Genomic DNA, 21,121 nt, shown 5'->3' with positions numbered 1-21,121 from the left:
GTGGTGGCCGGAGTCTGCCGTGGAGTCAGCCGCTGTTCCGGTTCCCGGGGGCGACTTCGGAGGGACCCGGGTCCGCCGTGTCATACCTGGGGATGACGGGGATCCCTGACTCCACGCCTCCCCACGCCCCCGGCGGACGGTCCCGTCGAGAACCGGTGGAGCACCCTCGTTCGGGCGGTGAAATTCCGTCATTCCGCATGCACCGTCGACCGTCGCACGCAAGGCTATTGGCAAGTGCGGATGGCCCGTTCCATGGGCTGATGCACCCTCAGACGTCAATAAAATAAGACAACATCGGTCCGCCGTTCCGCTGTTCGGGGGATGTATCCCGATAGGCTCGGAACCTCGACGCGGAGCCCATGGCCTGCCCGGATGGTGGAATGCAGACACGGCGAGCTTAAACCTCGCTGCCCCTACGCGGGCGTGCCGGTTCAAGTCCGGCTCCGGGCACCACCATGTCGTCGATGCGTGGCGATCCCTGCACCCTGCATTGAAGACTTCACCGCGCGACCCGTTGACATCGGGCCTGAGCGGACGGAAACTCACGTCAGCAATTCGGTGAAGTAAATTTCACTCCACGAACAAAGCGACAGGCAAAGCGAACGCCTCCAACGCGACGACCAAAGGATGCAGGGATGCGCACCACCGTCGGCATCATCGGAGCCGGCCCAGCCGGTCTCCTCCTCGCCCGGCTGCTCCACAACGCCGGTATCGACTCGGTCGTGCTCGAGAGCCGCGACCGCGCCTACGTCGAGCAGCGCCAGCGCGCCGGGATCCTGGAGCAGGGGACGGTGGACGTGCTGCGCGCGGCCGGGGCCGCCGAGCGCATGGACCGCGAGGGGCTGCGCCACGACGGCATCGAGCTGCGGTACGCGAAGAAGCGCCACCGGGTCGACTTCCCCGCCCTCACCGGCGGCCGGTCGGTGATGGTCTACGCCCAGACCGAGGTGTGCAAGGACCTCATCGCCCTCCAGCTGAAGGAGGGCGGCCCGTTGCTGTTCGAGGCGGAGGCGCTGGCCGTCGAGGGCGCGGACACCGAAAGCCCGTCCGTCCGGTTCCGGCACGAGGGCCGTGAGTCCGTCCTGGAGTGCGACTACGTCGTCGGCTGCGACGGCTTCTGGGGGGTGGCCCGCAAGGCGGTCCCCGCCGAGCTCACCCGCGTCTTCGAGCGGACGTACCCCTTCGGCTGGCTCGGCATCCTCGCCGACGTGCCGCCCTCGCACGACGAGCTCGTCTACGCCCGCCATGACCGCGGCTTCGCCCTGTTGTCCATGCGCTCCCCGTCCGTCTCCCGTCTCTACCTCCAGGTGCCCGAGGGCACGGACGCCGAGGAGTGGGGGGACGAGGAGATCTGGGCCGAGCTGGAGCGCCGCTTCGAGACCGAGGACGACTGGCGGCTGGAGCGTGGGCCGATCACCCAGAAGTCGGTGACCCCCATGCGGTCCTACGTCCACGAGCCCATGCGCCACGGGCGGCTCTTCCTCGCCGGGGACGCGGCGCACATCGTGCCGCCGACCGGAGCGAAGGGGCTGAACCTGGCCGTGGGGGACGTCGTGACGTTCGCGCGGGCGCTGACCCACCAGAAGGAGACCGGTTCGGCAGAGCTGCTCGACGCCTACTCCGAGACCTGTCTGCGCCGCGTCTGGCAGGCCGAGCGGTTCTCGTACGACATGACGACCCTGCTGCACCGCGCCCCCGGGGCCACGCCCTTCGAGGACCGGCTGCAGCTCGCCCGGCTGGAACGCATCGCCTCCTCGCGGGCGGCCGAGACCGACCTCGCCGAGGGCTACACGGGCTTCCCGCTGCACTGATGTACAGGCGGTCCGACATACGGACGGCGTAAGCAGCTGATCTCCGGCGGGTTCCGGCCATGTCGCAGCTTGGTCATGAATGGGGCCCCGCGGTGAGGGGAATCACGGATCCGCGTAGCGTGTTGCGCACCACGACGAGGGAAAGATCCTCCCCAAGCACTAGGGTCAATCCTTTGCCTACCCATTACCCTTGATGCTCAAGGCCGCGCACGGCGGCCATGGAGGAGTGCAATGAGGAGCAGAAACCCGGTCTTCTCGCGACGGGGGTTCAGCCGCGACAACGGCTACGCGGGCTTCAACGCCGCGCCGCAGGCCGGGGGCCCCGCCGTCGCCACGCAGGGCAACCCGTACGCCCAGCCGACCGGCAACCCGTACGCCACCAACCCCTACGCCCAGCAGGCGGGTGCGCCGCCGCAGGCGCCGGCCACCACCGGCCGGATGACGATGGACGACGTCGTGCTGCGCACGGCGTCCACGCTCGGCACGCTGATCGTGACGGCCGCGCTCGCCTGGGCGCTGCTGCCGGTCGACGACGCCCACATCAGCCGGTCCTACGGCATCGGCATCGGCGCCGCGCTGATCGGCATGGTCCTGGCGTTCGTCCAGTCCTTCAAGCGGACGGCCTCGCCGGCGCTGATCCTGTCGTACGCCGCATTCGAGGGTGTCTTCCTCGGCGTCGTCTCCAGCATCGTCGACAACCGCATCGCGAGCGGCGCGGCCATGCAGGCCGTGATCGGCACGATGGCGGTCTTCGCCGCGGTGCTGATCGCCTACAAGGCCGGCTGGATCCGCGTCAACCGCCGCTTCTACGGCTTCGTGATGGCGGCCTCGCTCGGCTTCGTGCTGCTGATGATGGTGAACCTGCTGTTCGCCGTCTTCGGCGGCGGTGACGGCCTCGGCTTCCGCAGCGGTGGGCTCGGCATCTTCTTCGGCGTCGTCGGCGTCATCCTCGGCGCCTGCTTCCTCGCCCTGGACTTCAAGCAGGTCGAGGACGGCATCGCCTACGGCGCGCCGAAGAACGAGGCGTGGCTGGCGGCCTTCGGTCTGACGCTGACGCTGGTGTGGATCTACATGGAGTTCCTGCGGATCCTCGCGATCCTGAACAGCAACGACTAGTCGCCGACGGCCCTGATCGGGCCGTCAGCAACAAAGGGCCCCGGGTTCATACCCGGGGCCCTTTGCCGTCGTCCAGTGCGCGCCTAGAGGAATTTGCGCGCGGCCCTCCTCAGGTCGTACTCATGAACAATCGCCTTGGCATGGCCGTACGCCAGATTGTGCTCGTGGCGGAGCCAGCTGACCTTCTCCTCGAAGTTGAAGAGAGCCGGGCCTTCCTCGACGGCGCGCAGCCAGTCGGAGACCTCACGGCCGGTGCAGTGGGGGATGCGGGCTAGCAGGTTGCGATGGGTCTCCTCGGAGAAGACTTGGGACATCGGCGCCTCCGGACGCAAAGGGGATGTAAGCCGGTCCTTCAGGTCACCGTGCCTGAGCGTTCGCCCGTTGGCAACACTCGGGATGCGACGCGTACGCTCCACTTCGTGGTTGATACGACGCCCTTGACTCGTGCCGTTGATCACTTCGCCGACCGTTTGAGGGCCGCACCTCAGAGTCGGCTGCAGCGGGGCGCCGCCGCCGAGGCCCTGGAACTGGCCAGGGAGATGGCCCGGCGCGCCCAGGCCGTGGAGGAACCCGGGACGGAGCCCCGGGAGATGCCCGACGCCGGGATGTTCGCCGCCGCGGACCAAATCACCGTCGCCGTGCATGACTTGGCCCTCGTGCTCAGTGACGAGGGCCAGGTGGCGGAAGCTCTGCGGTTGGTGGAGGAGGCGCAGAAACGCGCCGGGGTGTGATCCCTACAGGGACGCTATGACCCTGTCCGCCAGGATGTAGACGTTCTCCTCGCCGCACTCGAACGTCAGCGTGTACGCGCCCGAGATGCCCGAGCCGCCCAGCAGGACCGGGGATTCGCCCGCGCGCAGGGCCGCCGCGAGGCGCTCCGCCGTTTCGCGGTGGCCCGGGGTCATGCAGAGGGTGGTGCCGTCGGCGAAGACGTAGACGTCGAGGGTGCCCAGGGGGCCCGGGCGGACGTCGGCCAGCTCCACGCGGGAGGCGGCGAGTTCCTCGAGGGTGGCCACCGTGCGCTCGTGGTCGTTCACGACCGGTGACTGGACCGGGACGAAGTCCGGGTGGGAGGGGTGGCGGCGGCGGGCCGCGGCCAGTTCCGCGGAGTCACCCGCGAACTCGTCGGCGTCCGCGGACGGCTCGCTCACCGGCTCCAGGCCCATGAAGTCGGCCTGCCGGGGCAGGAACAGCTCGCTGTCCGCGAGGCCCAGCAGCGAGGGTGCGTCGGAGGCGTCACGGGCCTCCTGGGCGGCCCAGAAGGCGCGCGCCTCGGCCAGCTCGCGCTCACGCTCCTCGGCGAGCGCCTCGGCCACCGCGGCACGTATGTCGTCGGCCTCCGAGGAAGGGCGGGCGGCCGGCACCAGACCGCGGGCGGTGCGGTGCTCGGCGAGCTGGGTGTGCAGTGCCGCGACCTCACGGCGCAACACCATGAGCGTCCGCAGGACGGCGACGCCCACGGCGCCCGTGGCGGCCGTGATGACCAGCAAGGTGATCGGCATGGCGCTCACTGACGTACTCCCGGTTCAAAGTCGACCCCCGACTTCCTACATCAGCTTGAAGGGCGGACTAACCAGCTGTCAGTGCGTAACGTCACGAAACGGGCAGGACTTTGGGTCCGCGGTTTAGTGGCGCGCCCGCATTGACCTGCATAAATCCCCCATCTAAGGGAGATAGGTCACATCCTGGGGGAGATTGGATCACAAAATGGCCCGGAGGGCCGGGGTTTCCCGGACTCCGGGCCATCTGTTCACGGTGGGTGCCGAGTTGACTACCGAGAGGTTCGCTCAGGGGTTCAGCTGAGGCGCTCGATGACCATCGCCATGCCCTGGCCGCCGCCGACGCACATCGTCTCCAGACCGAACTGCTTGTCGTGGAACTGGAGGGAGTTGATGAGCGTGCCGGTGATACGGGCGCCGGTCATGCCGAAGGGGTGGCCGACGGCGATGGCGCCGCCGTTGACGTTCAGCTTCTCCAGCGGGATGTTCAGGTCGCGGTAGGAGGGGATCACCTGGGCGGCGAAGGCCTCGTTGATCTCGACCAGGTCGATGTCGTCGATGGTGAGGCCGGCCAGGCGCAGGGCCCGCTGCGAGGCCTCGACCGGGCCGAGGCCCATGATCTCCGGGGACAGGCCCGAGACGCCGGTGGACACGATGCGGGCGAGCGGGGTGAGGCCGAGCTCGCGGGCCTTGGTGTCGCTCATGATGACGACCGCGGCGGCGCCGTCGTTCAGCGGGCAGCAGTTGCCGGCGGTGACCAGGCCGTCGGGGCGGAAGACGGGCTTGAGGCCCGCGACGCCCTCCAGGGTGACGCCGGCGCGGGGGCCGTCGTCCTTGCTGACGACCGTGCCGTCGGGGAGGGTGACCGGGGTGATCTCGCGCTCCCAGAAGCCGTTCTTGATGGCTTCCTCGGCGAGGTTCTGGGAGCGGACGCCGAACTCGTCCATGTCCTGGCGGGTGATGCCCTTGAGGCGGGCGAGGTTCTCCGCGGTCTGACCCATCGCGATGTAGGGGTCGGGGAGCAGGCCGTCCTCGCGCGGGTCGTGCCAGGTGGTGCCCTCCTGCTGGGCGACGGCCTCGGTGCGGGCCTCGGCCTCGGCGAAGAGGGGGTTGCGGCCGCTGGGCATGTCGGAGCTGCCGTTGGCGTAGCGGGAGACCATCTCGACGCCGGCCGAGATGAAGACGTCGCCCTCGCCGGCCTTGATGGCGTGCAGGGCCATGCGGCTCGTCTGGAGCGAGGAGGAACAGTAACGGGTGATGGTGCAGCCCGGCAGGTGGTCCATGCCCATCTGTACGGCGACGATCCGGCCCAGGTTGTGACCCTGCTCGCCGCCGGGGAGGCCGCAGCCGAGGTGCAGGTCGTCGATGTCGCGCGGGTCCAGTTCGGGCACCTTGGCGAGGGCGGCCTGGATGATCGTGGCGGTCAGGTCGTCGGGACGCAGGTCCTTCAGGGAGCCCTTGACGGCGCGGCCGATGGGGGAGCGGGCGGTCGAGACGATCACGGCTTCGGGCATCACGGCTCCATTGGCGTTACGGGGGTCGGGCAGGGCTGGTTGGGAAGTTACCCGTACGTATGGCTTGGGTCACGGGTGTCGCCGTGTGACCCTGACCGCAATTTTCTAAGCGCTTGCTTTTTGCGGCCCCGCCGCCCCTTCCCGTCCCGACCCGGGGCCAGCCCCCGGACCCCCGCTCCTCAAACGCCGGAGGGGCTGAAGTCGGCTCAGCCATCTCAGCCCCTCCGGCGTTTGAGGACGAGGCCGTTCAGGCCGAAAGCGGGGGTCTGGGGGCGGCAGCCCCCAGGGACGGGAATGGGAAGGGGCGGCGGGGCGAGATCACTGGGACGGCTGCTGTACGGGGGCCCGTTCCGGCTCCGGGACGCGGCGGCGGCGGCGCCGCTTGAGGAGGGCCCATGGGCCCCGGGGGCCCGTCGGCATGGCTGCCGTGACCTCTGTGCCCGCCTCCGAGGCGGCCTCCGCGGCCGCCTTGGCCACCGGCAGGAAGCCTTCGCGGCGCGTGACGTCGGGCCGCTCCTCCTCGGCCGGCCACAGCTCCAGGGCCGCACAGACCGTCGGCAGTACCGCCATCGCGGCGGTGGCGTACCCCTCGGCCGAGGGGTGGTAGTTGTCGGGGCCGAACAGCTCACGGGGGTTCGCCGCGAACTCCGGACCGAGCAGGTCGCCCAGCGACACCGTGCGCCCGCCCTGTTCCACCGTGCCGATCGTCTGGGCCGCCGCCAGTTGGCGGGAGGCCCTGCGGGCCAGCCAGCGCAGGGGCTGCTGGACCCGCTCCACCGTGCCCAGGTCGGGACAGGTGCCGACCACCACCTCCGCACCGGCCGTCCGCAGCCGCCGTACCGTCGCCGAGAGGTGACGCACCGAACGGGTCGGTGGCATCCGGTGGGTGACGTCGTTCGCGCCGATCATGATCACGCAGATGTCCGGCACCAGCGCGGGATTCGCCAGGACCAGCGCCACCTGCCGGTCCAGGTCGTCGGACGTGGCCCCCGGGAGGGCCACGTTGTGGAGTTCCACCGGGCGTTCCGCCACCGCGGACAGCCCGGAGGCCAGCAGCGCGCCCGGCGTCTGGCTCGCCCGGTGCACGCCCTGCCCCGCCGCCGTCGAGTCACCGAGCATCGTCAGGCGCAGGGGCGGTTCGCCGGGGACGGCGTACGTGGTGCCGTACAGGCCGTCCGCCACGGGGACCCGGCCGCCGGAGCCGTTGCCCACATGGCGCCTGGCCATCCGTACCTCCGCCAGCAGCAGACCGACGGCGGCCGCGCCGGCCAGCCCGATCCCGCCACCGCCGTATGCCGCGCCGGCCGCGATCCGCCGGGCCACCCTCGCCCTCGACATGCTCGTCATACGCCGCCGCCACCTCCTTGAAGCCGTACATCCACTCCTTGCCCCGTACCGGCCGTTCGCCAATCTCAACGGCGCGTGCTGTGCCTTCTGGGGGAAACCCCCAGACCCCCCAGCTCCCCCGGGCCGTAGGCTGGCGGGACAATCACGACCACTTCTTTTGCAAGCATCCGGAGACAACGGTGCATTTCCACGACTCGATGATCAGTCTCGTCGGCAACACCCCGCTGGTGAGGCTCAACAGCGTGACCAAGGGCATTCGGGCGACCGTCCTGGCCAAGGTCGAGTACTTCAACCCCGGCGGCTCCGTGAAGGACCGCATCGCCCTGCGCATGATCGAGGCGGCGGAGGAGAGCGGCGCGCTCAAGCCCGGCGGGACGATCGTGGAGCCGACCAGCGGGAACACCGGCGTCGGCCTGGCCATCGTGGCGCAGCAGAAGGGGTACAAGTGCATCTTCGTGTGCCCCGACAAGGTGAGCACCGACAAGATCAACGTGCTGCGGGCGTACGGGGCGGAGGTCGTGGTCTGCCCGACGGCCGTCGACCCCGAGCACCCGGACTCGTACTACAACGTCTCCGACCGGCTGGTGCGTGAGACGCCGGGCGCGTGGAAGCCCGACCAGTACTCCAACCCCAACAACCCGCTCTCCCACTACCACTCCACCGGCCCCGAGCTGTGGGAGCAGACGGAGGGGAAGATCACCCACTTCGTGGCGGGCGTGGGCACCGGCGGCACCATCTCCGGCACCGGGCGGTACCTCAAGGACGTGAGCGACGGCTCCGTCCGGGTCGTGGGCGCCGACCCCGAGGGGTCCGTCTACTCGGGCGGCTCCGGGCGGCCGTACCTCGTGGAGGGTGTGGGTGAGGACTTCTGGCCCACCGCCTACGACCGGACCGTCGCCGACGAGATCGTCGCGGTCTCCGACAAGGACTCCTTCCAGATGACCCGCCGGCTCGCCAAGGAGGAGGGGCTGCTCGTCGGCGGCTCCTGCGGCATGGCGGTGGTGGCGGCCCTGCGGGTCGCCGAACGGCTGGACGAGAACGGCGTCGTGGTGGTGCTGCTGCCGGACAGCGGACGCGGGTACCTCAGCAAGATCTTCAACGACGAGTGGATGGCCGACTACGGCTTCCTGGAGGACGAGGGCCCGAGCGCCCGCGTCGGGGACGTCCTGAACGACAAGGAGCACGGCGCCATCCCCTCCCTCGTCCACATGCACCCGGACGAGACGGTCGGGCAGGCCATCGAGGTGCTGCGCGAGTACGGCGTCTCCCAGATGCCGATCGTGAAGCCGGGCGCCGGTCACCCGGACGTGATGGCCGCCGAGGTCGTGGGCTCGGTCGTGGAGCGCGAGCTGCTCGACGCCCTGTTCACCAAGCGGGCCTCCCTGGAGGACCCGCTGGAGAAGCACATGTCGGCCCCGCTGCCCCAGGTCGGCTCCGGCGAACCGGTCGGCGACCTGATGTCCGTGCTCGGCGCCGCGGACGCGGCGATCGTCCTCGTCGAGGGCAAGCCGACCGGTGTGGTCAGCCGACAGGACCTGCTGGCCTTCCTCGCAAAGGGCGGGAAGTAGCGGCAAACGTCCGGTGAACGGCGGGTGCCGGAGGCGAACTTCCGTTTGCCTACCGAAGTGGTGGACTTCCTCGAAGTGGTACGAGCGTGTCACGTCCACGCAGCACACGCTTAACACGGGTCCGGCACATTAGTGGGTGTCGGCAGGGCGGGAGCGGCTCCCCGCCCCGGCCGGCACCGAAACGTCCAAGGACCTCCGGAGCGGCTCCCGGACCTCCATGGACGCCCGGACGTGAGACCCGGCCTGACCCGGTCAACGTCCCACGCGGGGACCGCCGTCGTCCCGCCCCCCGGCAACGGGGGTGCGGCGGTCCCCGCGCATATCTTTTTCCCCCGGGCTATGCGCCCGTGGTGGCCCAACTGCCCAGCAGGGCAAGCCTCTCCGCCGTCTCCGAGCCCGCCTCCGGGGTGTACGCCACGAGGGTCTGGTCCGGTTCCGAGGGGAGCGTCAGCGACTCGTACGGCAGCGTCAGCAGACCCGCGACCGGGTGCTGGACGCGTTTGACCCCGTACATGCAGGCCTTGACCTGGTGGTCGGCCCACAGACGGCGGAAGTCCTCGCTCTTGAGGGAGAGCTCGCCGACGAGATCGCGCAGACCGGGGTCGTCGGGGCGGGCGCCCGCGTTCAGCCGCAGATGGGCCACGGTCTGGGCGGCGACCGCGGCCCAGTCGGGGTAGACCGTACGACCGTCGGGGGCCAGGAACAGATGGCGGGCGATGTTGCGCCGGGCGGCCGACATCCGGCTGAAGCCCAGCAGGGCGTCGGCGAGCGCGTTCCAGGCCAGGACGTCCATCGCGGGCCCGAGGACGAACGCCGGGTGGTGCGCCATGCCGTCGAGCAGCACCTGGATGCCGGGGCGGACCCGGGGCGCGGCCCGGCGCCGCTCGCGCTTCTTCTGCGGCCGGGCCACCGCGTACAGATACGCGTGTTCCTCCTCGTCCAGCCGCAGCACGCGTGCGATGGCGTCCAGCACCGCGTCCGACACGCTCGGCCCGCGCCCCTGCTCCAGGCGGATGTAGTAATCCACGCTCACTCCGGCCAGCTGCGCCACCTCCTCCCGGCGCAGACCGGGCACGCGGCGCCGGCCGTGCGAGGCCAGCCCCACCTCCTCGGGCCGGATACGGGCGCGGCGCGAGCGCAGGAAATCTCCGAGGTCCCCGTCCATGAGTTCGATCGTAGGGGAGGGGCGGGATTCGAACCTGGTACTGGCAGACCCAGGAAAAGCTCATCCCTGGGTAGGGCCGGAGCGGCGGCGCAGGGTGGTCGGTGTCGCCGGGCGGATGCCCGGGTGGCTTCCCTCGAACCACCTTGCCAAGGAGCACCCATGTCGTACGAGAACCTGGCCGGCCGTACCGCTGTCGTCACCGGGGCCGCGAGCGGGATCGGAGAGGCCGTCGCCGTGCTGCTGGCGGCGCAGGGCGCCAGGGTCGCGCTGCTGGCGCGCCGCCGGGAACGGTTGGACGGGATCGTGGCGAAGATCCGGGCGAACGGCGGGCAGGCGCTCGCCGTGGTCGCCGACGTGACCGACGGCGGGTCGGTGGACGCGGCCGTCGAGCGGATCCATGCCGCCTACGGGACCGTCGACCTGGTGGTGAACTCGGCCGGTGTCATGCTGCCGAACCCCGTCGACGACGGGCGGGTCGACGAGTGGCAGCGGATGCTCGACACCAATGTCAGCGGTGTGCTGCGGGTGATCCGCGCCTTCACCGGTGATCTGGTGGGCGCGGCCGCCGACGGCCGCAGCGCCGACCTCGTGAACATCTCGTCCGTCGGCGCGCACATCACGTTCCCCAACTACGCGGTGTACGGGGCGACCAAGGCCGCCGTCACCTATCTCTCGCAGTCCCTGCGCGGTGAGTTCGGGCCGCGTGACGTGCGCGTCACCAACATCGAGCCGGGGCTGACCGAGACCGAGCTGGCGCAGCACATCGACAGCGACTCGCTGCAGGAGCAGGTGCTGGGAATGGTCGAGGCGCTGGGCTCGCTGTCGGCCGCCGAGGTCGCCGATGTGGTGGCGTATGTGAGCAGCCGTCCCCGGCACGTCAATCTGCGCCAGATCATGGTGCTGCCGACCCGCCAGGTGTGAGGTCAGTCCTCCCAACGGTCCTCGTCCTTGGCGGAACGGCGACGGCGGCCGAAGAGGGCCGGGTTGACGCGGGCGGCCTGGAAGGCGTTCACGCCGACGATGCCGGCCCAGGTGATGAACAGGCCGGCCAGATGACCGATGCCGCCGCCGATCGCGGACAGCGGGATCGCCAGGACCAGCGAGACGATGCCGAAGCCGAAGCGCTCGCCCCAGGAGTCCGTCGGCGGCTTCGGCGCTCGCGAGCCCCGGGCCACCACCATCTGCTGCTCGGCGAGCTGCCGGCGCACCCGGCGCTCCACCGCGCCGTCGATGCGCTGGTCGACCTTCTCCAGGAACGAGTCGACCAGCGCCGACTCGTACTCCTCGCCCAGTTCCCTGCGTGCCTGCAGGGTGGCGTTGAGTTCCTTCTTGAGCTCGGCGTCCCGCGCGTCCATCCCCGTCTCCATTCCCGTCATGGGAACCCACGTTAGGGAGCGGGGGCGCTCACCGCACTGGGGATAGCCCCCCTGTCGGGGCTGGGGCTGGCCGGGAGGACACCGAACGGCTCCAGGACCCCGCTGATGGCTGGACGTGGTGGAAGTGGTTCAGGGCAGGACGGAGACGAGCCCGGTGTCCAGGTCGAACCTGGCCGCCGTCACCGTGGCCGCCGCGAACGCGGAATCCGCGCGGATCGCGTCCCGTACCCAGACCGTGTTGGCCCGCATGGTGTGTTCGGCCCAGTCGCCGGGCAGGTGCCGGGTGCGCAGGGCGGCCGGGGCGATCTCGTCCACCAGCAACTCCAGGTGGCCGGGGACCGGGGCGTCCGTGCGCAGGTGGTCCAGCGTGGCCGCGACCGCCCCGCAGCGCTCGTGCCCGAGCACCAGCACCAGCGGGACGTGCAGTTCCTGGACGCCGTACTGGATGGAGGCGAGCACCGCCTCGTCCAGCACCTGGCCGGCCGTCCTTATGCAGATCAGGTCCCCGAGGCCCTGGTCGAAGACGAGTTCCGGCGGCACCCGGGAGTCGATGCAGCCGACGACCACCGCGAAGGGGTGCTGACCGGCCGCCAGCGCGTGCCGGTGCAGCAGTCCCTCGTCGGGGTGGCGGGAGCCGCCGGTGGCGTAGCGTCGGTTGCCGGCGAGCAGTTCGGCCAGGGCGGCACGGGCGGTCGTCGGGCGGGGGCGGGCGGTGGTTTCAAGGGGGTCGGCGGGGGCCGCCGACGCGGGGGCGGCGGCCAGCGCGCCGACGGCGGTGGCGGCGAGAAAGGCCCTGCGGTTCGAGGCCATGACGCATCCTCAGGTGTCGTACTTACAGCGCATATTCACCGTATGCATGCGATCAGTCACCCTGAGTGCCCGTTTAAGGATATTTGGCTGATTCGTCGTCAGATCATCGCCGCGCGGATACCCCTTCTTGATCTCTTGATCTCTTGATCTCGTGATCCGTTGATCCGTTGATCAGGCGAGCCCGTGCTGCTTGGCGTAGGCGTCGGCCACGTCCTCCGGGTCCTTCTTGTCGTTGTCGACCTGGCTGTTGAGCTGGGTGAGCTGGGCGGTCGTCAGGACGTTGCCGAGCCTGGCGAGGGCCTTGCGGACCTTGTCGTCGGCCTTGCGGTCGGCGATGAGCGGGACGATGTGCTGGCTGGGGATCAGGTTCTTCGGGTCGGTCAGCACCACCCAGCCGTTGGTGGCGATGTCGGTGTCGGTGGTGAAGAGGTTCGCCACGTCCACGTCCCCCTTCTTCAGGGCGCCCTTGACCAGGGGGCCGTCGGAGTCCAGCGACTTGAACTCCTTGAACTCCACGCCGTAGACGTCCTTCAGGCCGATCGCGCCCACCCGGCGCTTCTTCACCTCGGGCGCGGCACCGATGACCAGCTTGCCGTTCTGCTTCGCCAGGTCGGCGAGGGAGGTCAGGCCGTACTTCCGGGCCGTCTCCCGGGTGACCACGAAACAGTCGGAGTCGGCGGCCTGGCCGTACGGCAGGACCTGGAGGCCGCTGGGCATCGCCAACGTGAGCGCGTTCTGCATGGTGCCGGGCTCCGCCGAATCGTCCTTCGGCGCCAGGTAGTTGAGGAGGGCGCCCTGGTACTCGGGCAGGAGGTCGATGTCGCCGCTCCTCAGGGCGGGGATCACGATCTCCCGGGTGCCGAGGTTGGGGCGGACCCTCACCTTCACTCCGGCCTGCCGGAGCACGGCCGCGTAGAGGTAGCCGAGTACCTGGTTCTCGGTGAAGTTGGCGGTGCCGATGGTGACTCCGCCCTTGCTGGAGCCGCCGCCACCGGAGGCGGAGCCCTGGCCGTCGAGGGAGGTGATGCCGCTCGCGCAGGCGGAGAGGGCGGGGACGGAGGCCGCGGCGAAGAGGCCGCCGATGAGGGTGCGTCGGTTCATCGTCTGGGTTCCCTAGGCGGTGCGGTGGCGGAAGAGGAAGCGCTGGAGGCCGGACAGCAGCAGGTCGAGGGCTACGGCGATCACGGCGACCAGCACCGCGCCGCCCAGCACCTGTACGAGGTCGCGCTGGGCGAGGCCGTCGAAGACGTAGCGTCCGAGGCCTCCGAAGGAGACGTATGCGGCGATCGTGGCGGTGGCGACGACCTGGATCAGCGCCAGGCGCAGGCCCGTCATGATCAGGGGAAGCGCCAGGGGCAGCTCGACCTGGAACAGGACCTGGTGGCCGCGCATGCCCTGGCCGCGGGCGGCGTCGCGGACGTCCGGATCGACAGCGGTCATCCCGGCGTAGGTGTTGGTGACGATCGCCGGGACCGCGAGAGCGACCAGTGCGACGTAGACCGGCAGCATCGACAGCCCGCCGGCCAGGAAGACCAGCACGACCAGGCCGACGGTGGGCAGTGCGCGGCCGAAGGACGACAGGTTGATCGCGAGGAAGGCGCCCTTGCCGGTGTGGCCGATCAGCAGGCCGATGGGGAGGCCGATCGCGGCCGCGATGAGGGTCGCGAGGAGGGAGTACTGGAGGTGCTCGGCGAGGCGGTGGGCGATACCGTCCGGGCCGGTCCACTGCGATCCGCTGGTCAGCCAGCCGCCGAGGTTCTTGAGGAGTTCGTACATCTCAGGCTCGCCGCCTCTTCCACGGGGTGAGGGCGTACTGGAGGGCCACCAGCAGGGCGTCCGCGACCACGGCGAGGAGGATCGTGAGGACCACGCCCACGATCACCGGGGTCGGGAAGTTGCGCTGGAAGCCGTCGGTGAAGAGCTGGCCGAGGCCGCCGTCGCCGATGTAGGTGGCGACCGAGACCAGGGAGATCGACATGACCGTCGCGATACGGACGCCCGCCATGATCACGGGCAGTGCGAGCGGGAACTCGACGGTGAGGAGCGTGCGCAGCGGGCGCGTGCCCATCGCCTTCGCCGCCTCCTTGGTCTTGGCGGGGACCGAGTCGAGGCCCTCGACGGTGTTCCGCAGCAGCACGACCAGGGTGTAGACGGTCAGACCGATGACCGTGGTGGTGCGGGTCAGGCCGCTGATCGGCAGCAGGAGCACGAAGATCGCGATCGACGGGATCGTGAACAGGACGTTCGAGAACCCGAGCAGGAAGCCGCGCAGAGGGCGGACCCGGTGCGCGACCACCGCGAGCGGCAGTGAGATCAGGACGCCGAAGAAGACGGCGGTCAGGGCGGCCTGGAGGTGGGAGACCGTGAGGCTGGTGAGGTCGTCGGTGTGGTCGCCTATCCACGACCAGTCGATGGTCATGCGGCCACCCGGGCTTCCGTGTGCGCCTGGCCCGCGTGCTGGTGGATGTCGTCGCGGGACGAGACCCCGGTGAGCACGCCGTCCGCGTCGACGCGGGCGATCAGGCCGGTGGGGGAGGCGACCGACTCGTTGAGGGCCGACAGCAGGGAGTCGGTGTCCCTGAGCGGGCGTACGGGGAGTTCGGCGTCCTCGGCCGCCCAGTGCAGGGGCTTGCGTGCCTCGTCGAGTACGAGGGTCCAGGCGCCGCCCTCGGGGGCCGGGCCCTGCGGGACGTCCGTGAGGGTCTTCAGCGAGAGCAGCTTCAGGCCGCGCTCGGCGCCGAGGAAGTCGGCCACGAAGTCGTCGGCGGGACGGGCGAGGAGTTCGGCGGGCGCGGCGCACTGCACCAGATGGCCGCCGGTGCGGAAGATCGCGATCTGGTCGCCGAGCCGTACGGCCTCGTCGACGTCGTGGGTGACGAAGACGATGGTCTTGCTCAACTCCTTCTGCAGCCGCAGCAGTTCGTCCTGGAGCTGGGTGCGCACGACGGGGTCGACCGCGCCGAAGGGCTCGTCCATGAGCAGGACGGGCGGGTCGGCGGCCAGGGCGCGGGCCACCCCCACGCGCTGCTGCTGGCCGCCGGAGAGCTGGTGCGGGTAGCGCTTGCCCGCGTCGGCGGCGAGGCCGACGGTCTCCAGCAGCTCGGCGGCCCGGGCGCGGGCCCTGCGGCGGCCCCAGCCGAGCAGGAGCGGCACGGTGGCGATGTTGTCCAGCACCGTGCGGTGCGGGAACAGGCCCGACTGCTGGATGACGTACCCGATGGAGCGGCGCAGCTCTGCGGCGTCCTGCCGCGTGACGTCCTTGCCGCCGACCCGGATGGTCCCGGAGGTCGGCTCTACCATGCGGTTGACCATCCGCAGAGTGGTCGTCTTGCCGCAACCGGAAGACCCGACGAGGACCGTCACGCCCCCTTCCGGCATTTCCAGGGAGAGGTCGTGGACTGCTGTCGTGCCGTTGGGGAAGCGCTTGTGGACCGCGTCGAACTGGATCATGAGTTGTCCCTTGCCCGGCTGTATAACGTCATGCAGAGTTCTTGGTAGCTGAATAGGTTGTCAACGGGTTGGTGTTAATCCGAGGTAACGGATGACCGAAGAGCAAGATCGAGTGTCCGGCTTGTGGGGAGATTGGGGCCTTATGTCGTCTCGGATCGTGGACACACCGCCCGCGGCGTTCTCCGGGGGCACCGGGCTCGTCGTCCTCGACGGGGTCGGTCTCGGCGTCGCGGACGTCGTGCACCTCGCCGACGGGAGTGCGCGGCCCGTCCCCGGGAGCGAGGCGATGCGGCGCGTCGAGGAGTCCTGGGACGCCGCCCGGCAGATCGCCGCGACCGGCCGCGTCTACGGCCGCTCCACCGGCGTGGGCGCCAACCGGAACGAGGACGTGCCCACCGAGGCGGCCGCCGAGCACGGGCTCAGGCTGCTGCGCAGCCACGCCGGCGCGATCGGCGGGGAACTGCCCGCGCGGGAGGTGCGGGCGATGCTCGCCGTCCGCGCCAACCAGCTCCTCGCGGGCGGTGCGGGGCTCAGGCCCACCGTCGTCACCGCGCTGTGCGAGGCGCTGGAGAGCGGGGCGCACCCGGTCGTCAACGAGTTCGGCTCGGTCGGCACCGGCGACATCGCGGCCCTCGCCCAGGCGGGCCTCGCACTCGCCGGGGAACACCCCTGGCGGGGGCCGGGCGCCCCCAAGCCGCAGCAGCTCGACAACAACGACGCGCTGGCCTTCATCAGCAGCAACGCCCTCACCCTCGGCCAGTCCGCGCTCGCCCTGCACGAACTGCGCGGCCTCGTGCAGGCCACCCAGGTCGTCGCCGCCCTCTCCCTGCTGGCCGTCGACGGCTCGCACGAGGCGTACGCCGCCCCCGTGCACGCCGCCCGCCCGCACCGGGGCTCCGGCGAGGTCGCCCGCCGGATGCGGCGGCTGATCGGCGCCGCGGACCGGCCGACGCCGCCCCTCGGCCGGATCCAGGACCCGTACGGCTTCCGCTGTCTGCCCCAGATCCACGGGCCCGCGCTGGACGCGGCGGACGACCTGGAGGAGGTCGTCGCGATCGAGATCAACGCGGCCGCCGAGAACCCCCTGATCTCACCCGAGGACATGGCCGCCTACCACCACGGCGGCTTCTACCAGGCCCAACTCGCCCTCGCCCTGGACCACTTCAGGCTGTCGCTCACCCAGGTGGCCCGGCTGTCGACCTCCCGCCTCTCCACGCTCAACGAGCCCGCCTTCACCCGGCTGCGGCCCTTCCTCGCCGACGACGTGCCCGCCTCCTCCGGCGTGATGATCCTCGAGTACGCCGCCGGCGCCGCCCTCGGTGATCTGCGGGCCTTCTCCGCCCCCGCCTCGCTCGGGCACGCTGTACTCTCCCGGGGCGTCGAGGAACAGGCCAGCTTCGCCTCGCTCGCCGCACGTCAGACACTGCGCGCCTGCCGTGCGTACCGTCTGGTCGTGGGCTGCGAACTGGTCGCCGCCGTGCGCGCCCTGCGCCAGCGCGACCTGCGGCCCGAGCCGGACCTTCCGGTGGGCCGCGCGCTGGAGCTCGCCGAGTCGGTGCTGGCGGCCGACCAGGCCGACCGGCCGCTCACGGAGGACGTGACGGCGGCGGCCGCACTGCTGGACCGGTTCACGGACATCTGGAGGGGGAGCGGGTCATGAGCACGGAGAGGGATTTGAGCGTGGTGGACAGTCCGGCGGGACGGCTGCAGGCGCTCTTCGAGGGGCACCGGCTGACGCCGACCCAGCGGCGCATCGCGCACAGCATGGTGCGGCGCGCCGCCGACGTGCCGTTCCTGTCCAGCGTGGAGCTGGCCGAACTGGCCGGGGTCAGCCAGCCGTCCGTGACCCGCTTCGCCGTCGCCCTCGGCTTCGACGGCTACCCGGCGCTGCGCAAGCACCTGCGCGAGGTCGCCCCCGCCGAACAGGCCGCGGACGCCGGCTCGTACAACGAGTACCAGCAGGCCGTGGAGGCCGAGATCGAGAACCTCCGGCACCTCGCGGAGCTGCTGGCCGACCCCCGGCCCGTGCAGAAGGCGGGCCGGCTGCTGGCGGCCTCCCGCCCGCTGCCCGTCCTCGGGCTGCGCGCCGCCGCCTCCCAGGCCTACGGCTTCGGCTACTTCGCCGCCAAGGTCCACCCGGACGTACGGCTGCTCAACGAGGGCGGCACGATGATCCAGGACCGCATCGAGGCCGCCGTACGGGCCGGGGCGACGGCGCTGCTGTGCTTCGCGCTGCCCCGGCATCCGCGCGAGGTCGTGGACACGCTGGCCTTCGCGAAGGAGACCGGCCTGACCGTGGTCACCGTCGCCGACTCGGCCTTCGCCCCGGTCGCCAAGGTCTCCGACCTGCTGCTGCCCGCCGCCGTCGGCACGGGTCTCGCCTTCGACACCGCCTGCGCGCCGATGCTGCTCGGCCGCGTCCTGCTGGAGGCGATGTGCGACGACCTGCCGGACGCGCAGGCCCGCCTGGAGGAGTTCGACGCACGGGCGGCGGCGCGGGGCCTGTTCGTGGAGTAGACCCACGTCTTCAGATTCGTCTCACGTTGCCTCGTTAACGTGCGTCTCACGGATGCCGCACAGAGATGAGACGGGAGACGGACGTGGCACGCGGAGAAGGCAGAGCCCAGGGTCTGGCTCGGGTGGCCGTCGTCGTACGGGCCGGGGCCGCACCGCTGTGGTGGGCCGGGGTGTTCTCGGCGGGTGTCGGATTGCTGGTGCCGGGGGTCACGGGCCGGCGGATCGGGGTCATGGCGGGAGCGGCGTCGTTCATCGTCGCGGCGGCCGTCGTCGCGTACGCCCGCCGCAGGCGGTACGCCGCACTCGCCCGGGCGGCCGCCCGCGCCGGCAGGCACGACGTGCTCCAGGACCGCGCGGTGAGCGTGCGCAACTGGCGCCGCGGGCACCGCTGGTGGCTGCTGCTCGCCTTCGCGGCGGCCGTGGGCAGCGCGTTCGTGGTGCCCGCCGCCGGGGGCATGCTGCTCGCCGGGTGCGGCACCGGGCTGCGGCTGAAGGCCGCCTGGCTCGGGCGCCGAGAACGGGCCGAGGACGCCCTGCTGTGGGTGCGCGTCGACTGGCTCGCCGCGAACGGCGGCCGCCCGGCCGGCAAGGCCGTCAAGGCGTACCGCAGCACGGGCATCGCGGCGGGCGACGCGGCTCCCGGCGGGGCGCGGCGCCGCACCGCGGCGCTCGTCCGGTGAGACGGACGGTCAGACCTCGAGTTCCTCCTCGATCCTCCTCAGCTGGTGGCGGGCCATCGCCAGGTTGGACCTCTTGGCGTCGAGCACCAGGTACAGGAACAGACCGTTGCCGCCGCGACCGCTGATCAGGCGGATCAGGTGGTACTGGTCGCTCAGCGTGATCAGGATGTCCTCGATCTGGCCCTTCAGCCCGAGGTGCTCCATGGTGCGCATCTTGGCGCGGACGACATCGGTGTTGCCGGCGGCGGCGACGTTCAGGTCGAAGCCCTTGCTGCCGCCCATCGTGCCCAGCGCCATGCCGCTGGTGTAGTCGACGAGCGCGACGCCGGTGGCGCCCTCGATGGAGGCGAGCGCCTCTTTCAGTGCGGTTTCGGTGTTGGTCATGACTGTGCTCCTCGGTTCCTGTCAACTTTCCGCGGTGGTGCGCGCGTTGGTGGTCGTGCTGCGTGGGGCGCGCGGGGTTCTGGTCCTTGGGGCGGCCGGTCTGGTCTCCGGCTTGGCCGCCTTGGCCTCCGGCTCGGCCTCCCTGGCCGGACTGCTCCGGTGGGCGGGTGCCGTACGGCCTTCGCCGAGCTCGCCGATGCGGGCTGCCGCCCGGCGGCCCTCCAGGAGGAGCCGGCCGACGTTCACGCGGTCCTGGGCGAGCAGCGTCAGCACGGCCGCGCCGCCCGCCGCGTACGTCGCCACATAGCCGTACCCGCCCCGCACGAGCAGTTCGCGGAACTCGCCCTGTCCCGTCGCGTCCGCCAGCTTCACCGCTGCTCCGTGGGCGGTCTCGACGAGCGCGGCCATCCCGTTCGGCTCGACGCCTGGGGTGTCGTGGGCGAGGACGCGCCCGTCGAGGCCGGTCGCGAGGGCGCCGGTGAGCTGAGGGACGCGGGCTCTCAGGCGCCGCAGCTCCTCGAGGATGTGGGGGTCGGCAGCCATCCGGTGTCTCCTCTCGAACCAGTCAAAGGGCCTCCAGCGCATCCCTGAGCCTTTTCAGCAAGATGGTGTGGGGATCGGGCGGCAGTTGTTCGGGGCCGGTCGGCGGGGGTGGCGGGGGCAGCGGTGACACGACGCCTGCCACCGCCAGCCGCCGCACGTCCACCAGGGTGTGGAAGGCCGGGCGGCCCAGTTCGCGGGCGATGTCCGGTGCCGTGCGGACCCCGTTCACCAGGTCCAGCACCGTCCGCTGGCGGCGGGTGAGGGCGGGGGCCGCCACGGGGTCCGCGCGGATCAGGGGGGCCTCGTCCGTCCTCGGATCCGGCCAGATGCGGTGGAGGAGGTCGCGGCGGCGCAGCGTCTCGTGCTCCAGGGCGGCCACCGGGACGGGGTGGACCGGGCCGAGCGGGTGGGCGGTGCCGTAGCGGAAGCGGCCGGGCGTGCTGCTGGGGGCGAGGGCGAAGTACGCGGCGTCGTACAGGGCCGTCAGTCGGCACATCTCCAGGGCGCCGGAGGCGAGATGGCCGCCGTCGACGAGGCGGCGGCCGACGTCGTCACCGTCGTCCGCCTCCGTGAGCGCCCGCTGCCAGGCCACGGGGGCGAGCGTGCCGTGGGCCGTGAGGAGGGTGTCCGGGCCAGGTGCGTACGGGCTCTCGGCGTGTACGACCTGGCCCTCGGCCAGGTGCAGCGTGCCGCGCTCGCGGACCAGGATGCCGGTGGCCCGCTCGGCGGCGAGCCGGGTCAGCATCGGGGAGACCCCGCCCCACCCCCGCTCGCCGGCCGCGGACTTGGTGCGCACGGGCAGAGGCGGAGGTTCGGCCGTCCGGACGGCGGTCATGCCAGCACCAGCCGTTCGGCCATCTCGCCCAGCCGGATGCGGGCCAGCGCCAGGTTGCCCTCCGTGCGGGCCAGCCACAGGTGCAGGAACACACTGCCGTCGAAGGAGGCGCCCACGAACCGCAGCACGTGATAGCTGTCCCGGTTGCTGACGATCAGGTCCTCGACCGGCGGATCCGCGTCGGCGGCCGCGCCGTCGCCGGGATCGTCGCCCGGTGCGAACGCGTGCTGCTCGGCGGCCAGCCGGGCGATCTCGGCGGCCTCCACCGCGGCCGCCTCCCGGTCGCCGCCGGGGGACTCGCCGACGGTGCCCAGGGCCAGCCCGCTCATCCAGTCGATCAGTGCGGCCCCCCGGGCACCGGGCAGTCGCATCGCTTCCAGCAGACACTCGTCGATTCCGGGCACCGTGGCTCCCCTCCCGCCTGCGGTTCGGCTGAGTGACGCCGAAACTACGCAACGTGTGCGCGAGGGGTGAGCGTTCTGGCATTTTCCGGTGGAACATGCGCC

Annotated in this window: 23 protein-coding genes and 1 tRNA gene; 9 read left to right on the top strand and 15 right to left on the bottom strand. The window is 71.2% G+C overall.

Annotation, left to right across the window (positions count from 1 at the left end; translation table 11 throughout):
• Positions 1-366: 366 nt before the first annotated feature.
• From ACIBW9_RS22980 to ACIBW9_RS22970, 3 genes are all read left to right on the top strand, one after another.
• Positions 367-453: transfer RNA gene (locus ACIBW9_RS22980), tRNA-Leu, on the top strand.
• Between the two features lie 182 nt (positions 454-635).
• Entirely contained in the window at positions 636-1,811 is a 1,176-nt protein-coding gene (locus tag ACIBW9_RS22975; protein WP_398957810.1) for a 4-hydroxybenzoate 3-monooxygenase, read from the top strand.
• A 231-nt stretch (positions 1,812-2,042) separates the two neighbouring features.
• On the top strand, positions 2,043-2,927 hold the full coding sequence (locus tag ACIBW9_RS22970) for a Bax inhibitor-1/YccA family protein (RefSeq protein ID WP_398957808.1): 885 nt from the start codon (positions 2,043-2,045) through the stop codon (positions 2,925-2,927).
• An 83-nt stretch (positions 2,928-3,010) separates the two neighbouring features.
• Here the strand turns inward: ACIBW9_RS22970 and ACIBW9_RS22965 are convergent, their stop codons facing one another.
• Positions 3,011-3,241, bottom strand: a complete 231-nt coding sequence (locus tag ACIBW9_RS22965) for a DUF4287 domain-containing protein (protein WP_115907750.1) — start codon at positions 3,239-3,241, stop codon at positions 3,011-3,013.
• 105 nt (positions 3,242-3,346) lie between these two features.
• On the opposite strand from ACIBW9_RS22965, the gene ACIBW9_RS22960 reads away from it, so the two are divergent.
• Positions 3,347-3,658: a hypothetical protein gene (locus ACIBW9_RS22960; RefSeq protein ID WP_398957806.1), complete on the top strand. Its 312-nt coding sequence runs from the start codon at positions 3,347-3,349 to the stop codon at positions 3,656-3,658.
• 3 nt (positions 3,659-3,661) lie between these two features.
• Here the strand turns inward: ACIBW9_RS22960 and ACIBW9_RS22955 are convergent, their stop codons facing one another.
• The 3 genes from ACIBW9_RS22955 to ACIBW9_RS22945 form a co-directional block, all read right to left on the bottom strand.
• Entirely contained in the window at positions 3,662-4,438 is a 777-nt protein-coding gene (locus ACIBW9_RS22955) for a hypothetical protein (RefSeq protein ID WP_398957804.1), read from the bottom strand.
• A gap of 284 nt (positions 4,439-4,722) precedes the next feature.
• Entirely contained in the window at positions 4,723-5,940 is a 1,218-nt protein-coding gene (locus tag ACIBW9_RS22950; protein ID WP_398957802.1) for an acetyl-CoA C-acetyltransferase, read from the bottom strand.
• 318 nt (positions 5,941-6,258) lie between these two features.
• Positions 6,259-7,287, bottom strand: a complete 1,029-nt coding sequence (locus ACIBW9_RS22945) for an SGNH/GDSL hydrolase family protein (RefSeq protein WP_398957800.1) — start codon at positions 7,285-7,287, stop codon at positions 6,259-6,261.
• Positions 7,288-7,466: 179 nt separating this feature from the next.
• Here ACIBW9_RS22945 and ACIBW9_RS22940 point away from each other — a divergent pair, with 179 nt between their 5' ends.
• The gene (locus ACIBW9_RS22940; RefSeq protein ID WP_398957798.1) at positions 7,467-8,855 is read left to right on the top strand and encodes a cystathionine beta-synthase; all 1,389 of its coding nucleotides are present in this window, start codon (positions 7,467-7,469) and stop codon (positions 8,853-8,855) included.
• Between the two features lie 337 nt (positions 8,856-9,192).
• Here ACIBW9_RS22940 and ACIBW9_RS22935 read toward each other — a convergent pair whose 3' ends face one another.
• A complete protein-coding gene (locus tag ACIBW9_RS22935; protein WP_398957796.1) occupies positions 9,193-10,020 on the bottom strand; it encodes a helix-turn-helix transcriptional regulator in 828 nt (275 codons plus the stop codon).
• A 159-nt stretch (positions 10,021-10,179) separates the two neighbouring features.
• On the opposite strand from ACIBW9_RS22935, the gene ACIBW9_RS22930 reads away from it, so the two are divergent.
• Positions 10,180-10,941: an SDR family oxidoreductase gene (locus ACIBW9_RS22930; RefSeq protein WP_398957794.1), complete on the top strand. Its 762-nt coding sequence runs from the start codon at positions 10,180-10,182 to the stop codon at positions 10,939-10,941.
• A 2-nt stretch (positions 10,942-10,943) separates the two neighbouring features.
• Here ACIBW9_RS22930 and ACIBW9_RS22925 read toward each other — a convergent pair whose 3' ends face one another.
• From ACIBW9_RS22925 to ACIBW9_RS22900, 6 genes are all read right to left on the bottom strand, one after another.
• Entirely contained in the window at positions 10,944-11,375 is a 432-nt protein-coding gene (locus ACIBW9_RS22925; protein ID WP_398958698.1) for a hypothetical protein, read from the bottom strand.
• Positions 11,376-11,525: 150 nt separating this feature from the next.
• Positions 11,526-12,206 (bottom strand): carbonic anhydrase, encoded by a 681-nt coding sequence (locus tag ACIBW9_RS22920; protein ID WP_398957792.1) that lies wholly within the window; start codon positions 12,204-12,206, stop codon positions 11,526-11,528.
• Positions 12,207-12,377: 171 nt separating this feature from the next.
• A complete protein-coding gene (locus ACIBW9_RS22915) occupies positions 12,378-13,307 on the bottom strand; it encodes an ABC transporter substrate-binding protein (protein ID WP_398957790.1) in 930 nt (309 codons plus the stop codon).
• Between the two features lie 12 nt (positions 13,308-13,319).
• Complete coding sequence (locus ACIBW9_RS22910) at positions 13,320-13,982, bottom strand: ABC transporter permease (RefSeq protein ID WP_398957788.1); 663 nt, start codon at positions 13,980-13,982, stop codon at positions 13,320-13,322.
• Position 13,983: 1 nt separating this feature from the next.
• Complete coding sequence (locus ACIBW9_RS22905) at positions 13,984-14,625, bottom strand: ABC transporter permease (RefSeq protein ID WP_389084518.1); 642 nt, start codon at positions 14,623-14,625, stop codon at positions 13,984-13,986.
• Complete coding sequence (locus ACIBW9_RS22900) at positions 14,622-15,656, bottom strand: ABC transporter ATP-binding protein (RefSeq protein WP_398957786.1); 1,035 nt, start codon at positions 15,654-15,656, stop codon at positions 14,622-14,624. Before ACIBW9_RS22900 ends, ACIBW9_RS22905 begins: the two co-directional genes overlap by 4 nt.
• A 142-nt stretch (positions 15,657-15,798) precedes the next feature.
• On the opposite strand from ACIBW9_RS22900, the gene ACIBW9_RS22895 reads away from it, so the two are divergent.
• The 3 genes from ACIBW9_RS22895 to ACIBW9_RS22885 all read left to right on the top strand — a co-directional run bounded on the left by ACIBW9_RS22895 (position 15,799) and on the right by ACIBW9_RS22885 (position 18,853).
• The gene (locus ACIBW9_RS22895) at positions 15,799-17,316 is read left to right on the top strand and encodes an aromatic amino acid ammonia-lyase (RefSeq protein WP_398957784.1); all 1,518 of its coding nucleotides are present in this window, start codon (positions 15,799-15,801) and stop codon (positions 17,314-17,316) included.
• Positions 17,313-18,173: a MurR/RpiR family transcriptional regulator gene (locus tag ACIBW9_RS22890; RefSeq protein ID WP_398957782.1), complete on the top strand. Its 861-nt coding sequence runs from the start codon at positions 17,313-17,315 to the stop codon at positions 18,171-18,173. Before ACIBW9_RS22895 ends, ACIBW9_RS22890 begins: the two co-directional genes overlap by 4 nt.
• Positions 18,174-18,256: 83 nt before the next feature.
• Positions 18,257-18,853, top strand: coding sequence for a hypothetical protein (locus ACIBW9_RS22885; protein WP_398957780.1), 597 nt, complete (start codon positions 18,257-18,259; stop codon positions 18,851-18,853).
• A 9-nt stretch (positions 18,854-18,862) separates the two neighbouring features.
• On the opposite strand, the gene ACIBW9_RS22880 is transcribed toward ACIBW9_RS22885, so the two are convergent.
• Genes ACIBW9_RS22880 through ACIBW9_RS22865 form a run of 4 tightly spaced genes read right to left on the bottom strand, consistent with a single transcriptional unit; the run spans position 18,863 to position 21,019 of the window.
• Positions 18,863-19,237, bottom strand: coding sequence for a hypothetical protein (locus ACIBW9_RS22880; protein WP_398957778.1), 375 nt, complete (start codon positions 19,235-19,237; stop codon positions 18,863-18,865).
• A 21-nt stretch (positions 19,238-19,258) separates the two neighbouring features.
• A complete protein-coding gene (locus ACIBW9_RS22875; RefSeq protein ID WP_398957776.1) occupies positions 19,259-19,780 on the bottom strand; it encodes a roadblock/LC7 domain-containing protein in 522 nt (173 codons plus the stop codon).
• A gap of 22 nt (positions 19,781-19,802) precedes the next feature.
• A complete protein-coding gene (locus ACIBW9_RS22870) occupies positions 19,803-20,615 on the bottom strand; it encodes a transcriptional regulator (RefSeq protein WP_398957774.1) in 813 nt (270 codons plus the stop codon).
• On the bottom strand, positions 20,612-21,019 hold the full coding sequence (locus tag ACIBW9_RS22865; RefSeq protein WP_398957772.1) for a hypothetical protein: 408 nt from the start codon (positions 21,017-21,019) through the stop codon (positions 20,612-20,614). Before ACIBW9_RS22865 ends, ACIBW9_RS22870 begins: the two co-directional genes overlap by 4 nt.
• Positions 21,020-21,121: the final 102 nt, after the last annotated feature.

This window comes from Streptomyces sp. NPDC049541 (genome assembly GCF_044465725.1).
Classification (GTDB): domain Bacteria; phylum Actinomycetota; class Actinomycetes; order Streptomycetales; family Streptomycetaceae; genus Streptomyces.
This window is presented reverse-complemented; position numbering and strand designations above follow the sequence as displayed.

Excerpts from the sequence above, each read along its gene's own strand:
- ACIBW9_RS22875 (WP_398957776.1), bottom strand. The coding sequence starts at position 19,780 with ATGGCTGCCGACCCCCACATCCTCGAGGAGCTGCGGCGCCTGAGAGCC.
- ACIBW9_RS22925 (WP_398958698.1), bottom strand. The coding sequence starts at position 11,375 with ATGGACGCGCGGGACGCCGAGCTCAAGAAGGAACTCAACGCCACCCTG.
- ACIBW9_RS22905 (WP_389084518.1), bottom strand. The coding sequence starts at position 14,625 with ATGACCATCGACTGGTCGTGGATAGGCGACCACACCGACGACCTCACC.
- ACIBW9_RS22965 (WP_115907750.1), bottom strand. The coding sequence starts at position 3,241 with ATGTCCCAAGTCTTCTCCGAGGAGACCCATCGCAACCTGCTAGCCCGC.
- ACIBW9_RS22900 (WP_398957786.1), bottom strand. The coding sequence starts at position 15,656 with ATGATCCAGTTCGACGCGGTCCACAAGCGCTTCCCCAACGGCACGACA.
- ACIBW9_RS22870 (WP_398957774.1), bottom strand. The coding sequence starts at position 20,615 with ATGACCGCCGTCCGGACGGCCGAACCTCCGCCTCTGCCCGTGCGCACC.
- ACIBW9_RS22880 (WP_398957778.1), bottom strand. The coding sequence starts at position 19,237 with ATGACCAACACCGAAACCGCACTGAAAGAGGCGCTCGCCTCCATCGAG.
- ACIBW9_RS22975 (WP_398957810.1), top strand. The coding sequence starts at position 636 with ATGCGCACCACCGTCGGCATCATCGGAGCCGGCCCAGCCGGTCTCCTC.
- ACIBW9_RS22950 (WP_398957802.1), bottom strand. The coding sequence starts at position 5,940 with ATGCCCGAAGCCGTGATCGTCTCGACCGCCCGCTCCCCCATCGGCCGC.
- ACIBW9_RS22890 (WP_398957782.1), top strand. The coding sequence starts at position 17,313 with ATGAGCACGGAGAGGGATTTGAGCGTGGTGGACAGTCCGGCGGGACGG.
- ACIBW9_RS22920 (WP_398957792.1), bottom strand. The coding sequence starts at position 12,206 with ATGGCCTCGAACCGCAGGGCCTTTCTCGCCGCCACCGCCGTCGGCGCG.
- ACIBW9_RS22930 (WP_398957794.1), top strand. The coding sequence starts at position 10,180 with ATGTCGTACGAGAACCTGGCCGGCCGTACCGCTGTCGTCACCGGGGCC.
- ACIBW9_RS22915 (WP_398957790.1), bottom strand. The coding sequence starts at position 13,307 with ATGAACCGACGCACCCTCATCGGCGGCCTCTTCGCCGCGGCCTCCGTC.
- ACIBW9_RS22895 (WP_398957784.1), top strand. The coding sequence starts at position 15,799 with ATGTCGTCTCGGATCGTGGACACACCGCCCGCGGCGTTCTCCGGGGGC.
- ACIBW9_RS22970 (WP_398957808.1), top strand. The coding sequence starts at position 2,043 with ATGAGGAGCAGAAACCCGGTCTTCTCGCGACGGGGGTTCAGCCGCGAC.
- ACIBW9_RS22945 (WP_398957800.1), bottom strand. The coding sequence starts at position 7,287 with ATGACGAGCATGTCGAGGGCGAGGGTGGCCCGGCGGATCGCGGCCGGC.
- ACIBW9_RS22910 (WP_398957788.1), bottom strand. The coding sequence starts at position 13,982 with ATGTACGAACTCCTCAAGAACCTCGGCGGCTGGCTGACCAGCGGATCG.
- ACIBW9_RS22935 (WP_398957796.1), bottom strand. The coding sequence starts at position 10,020 with ATGGACGGGGACCTCGGAGATTTCCTGCGCTCGCGCCGCGCCCGTATC.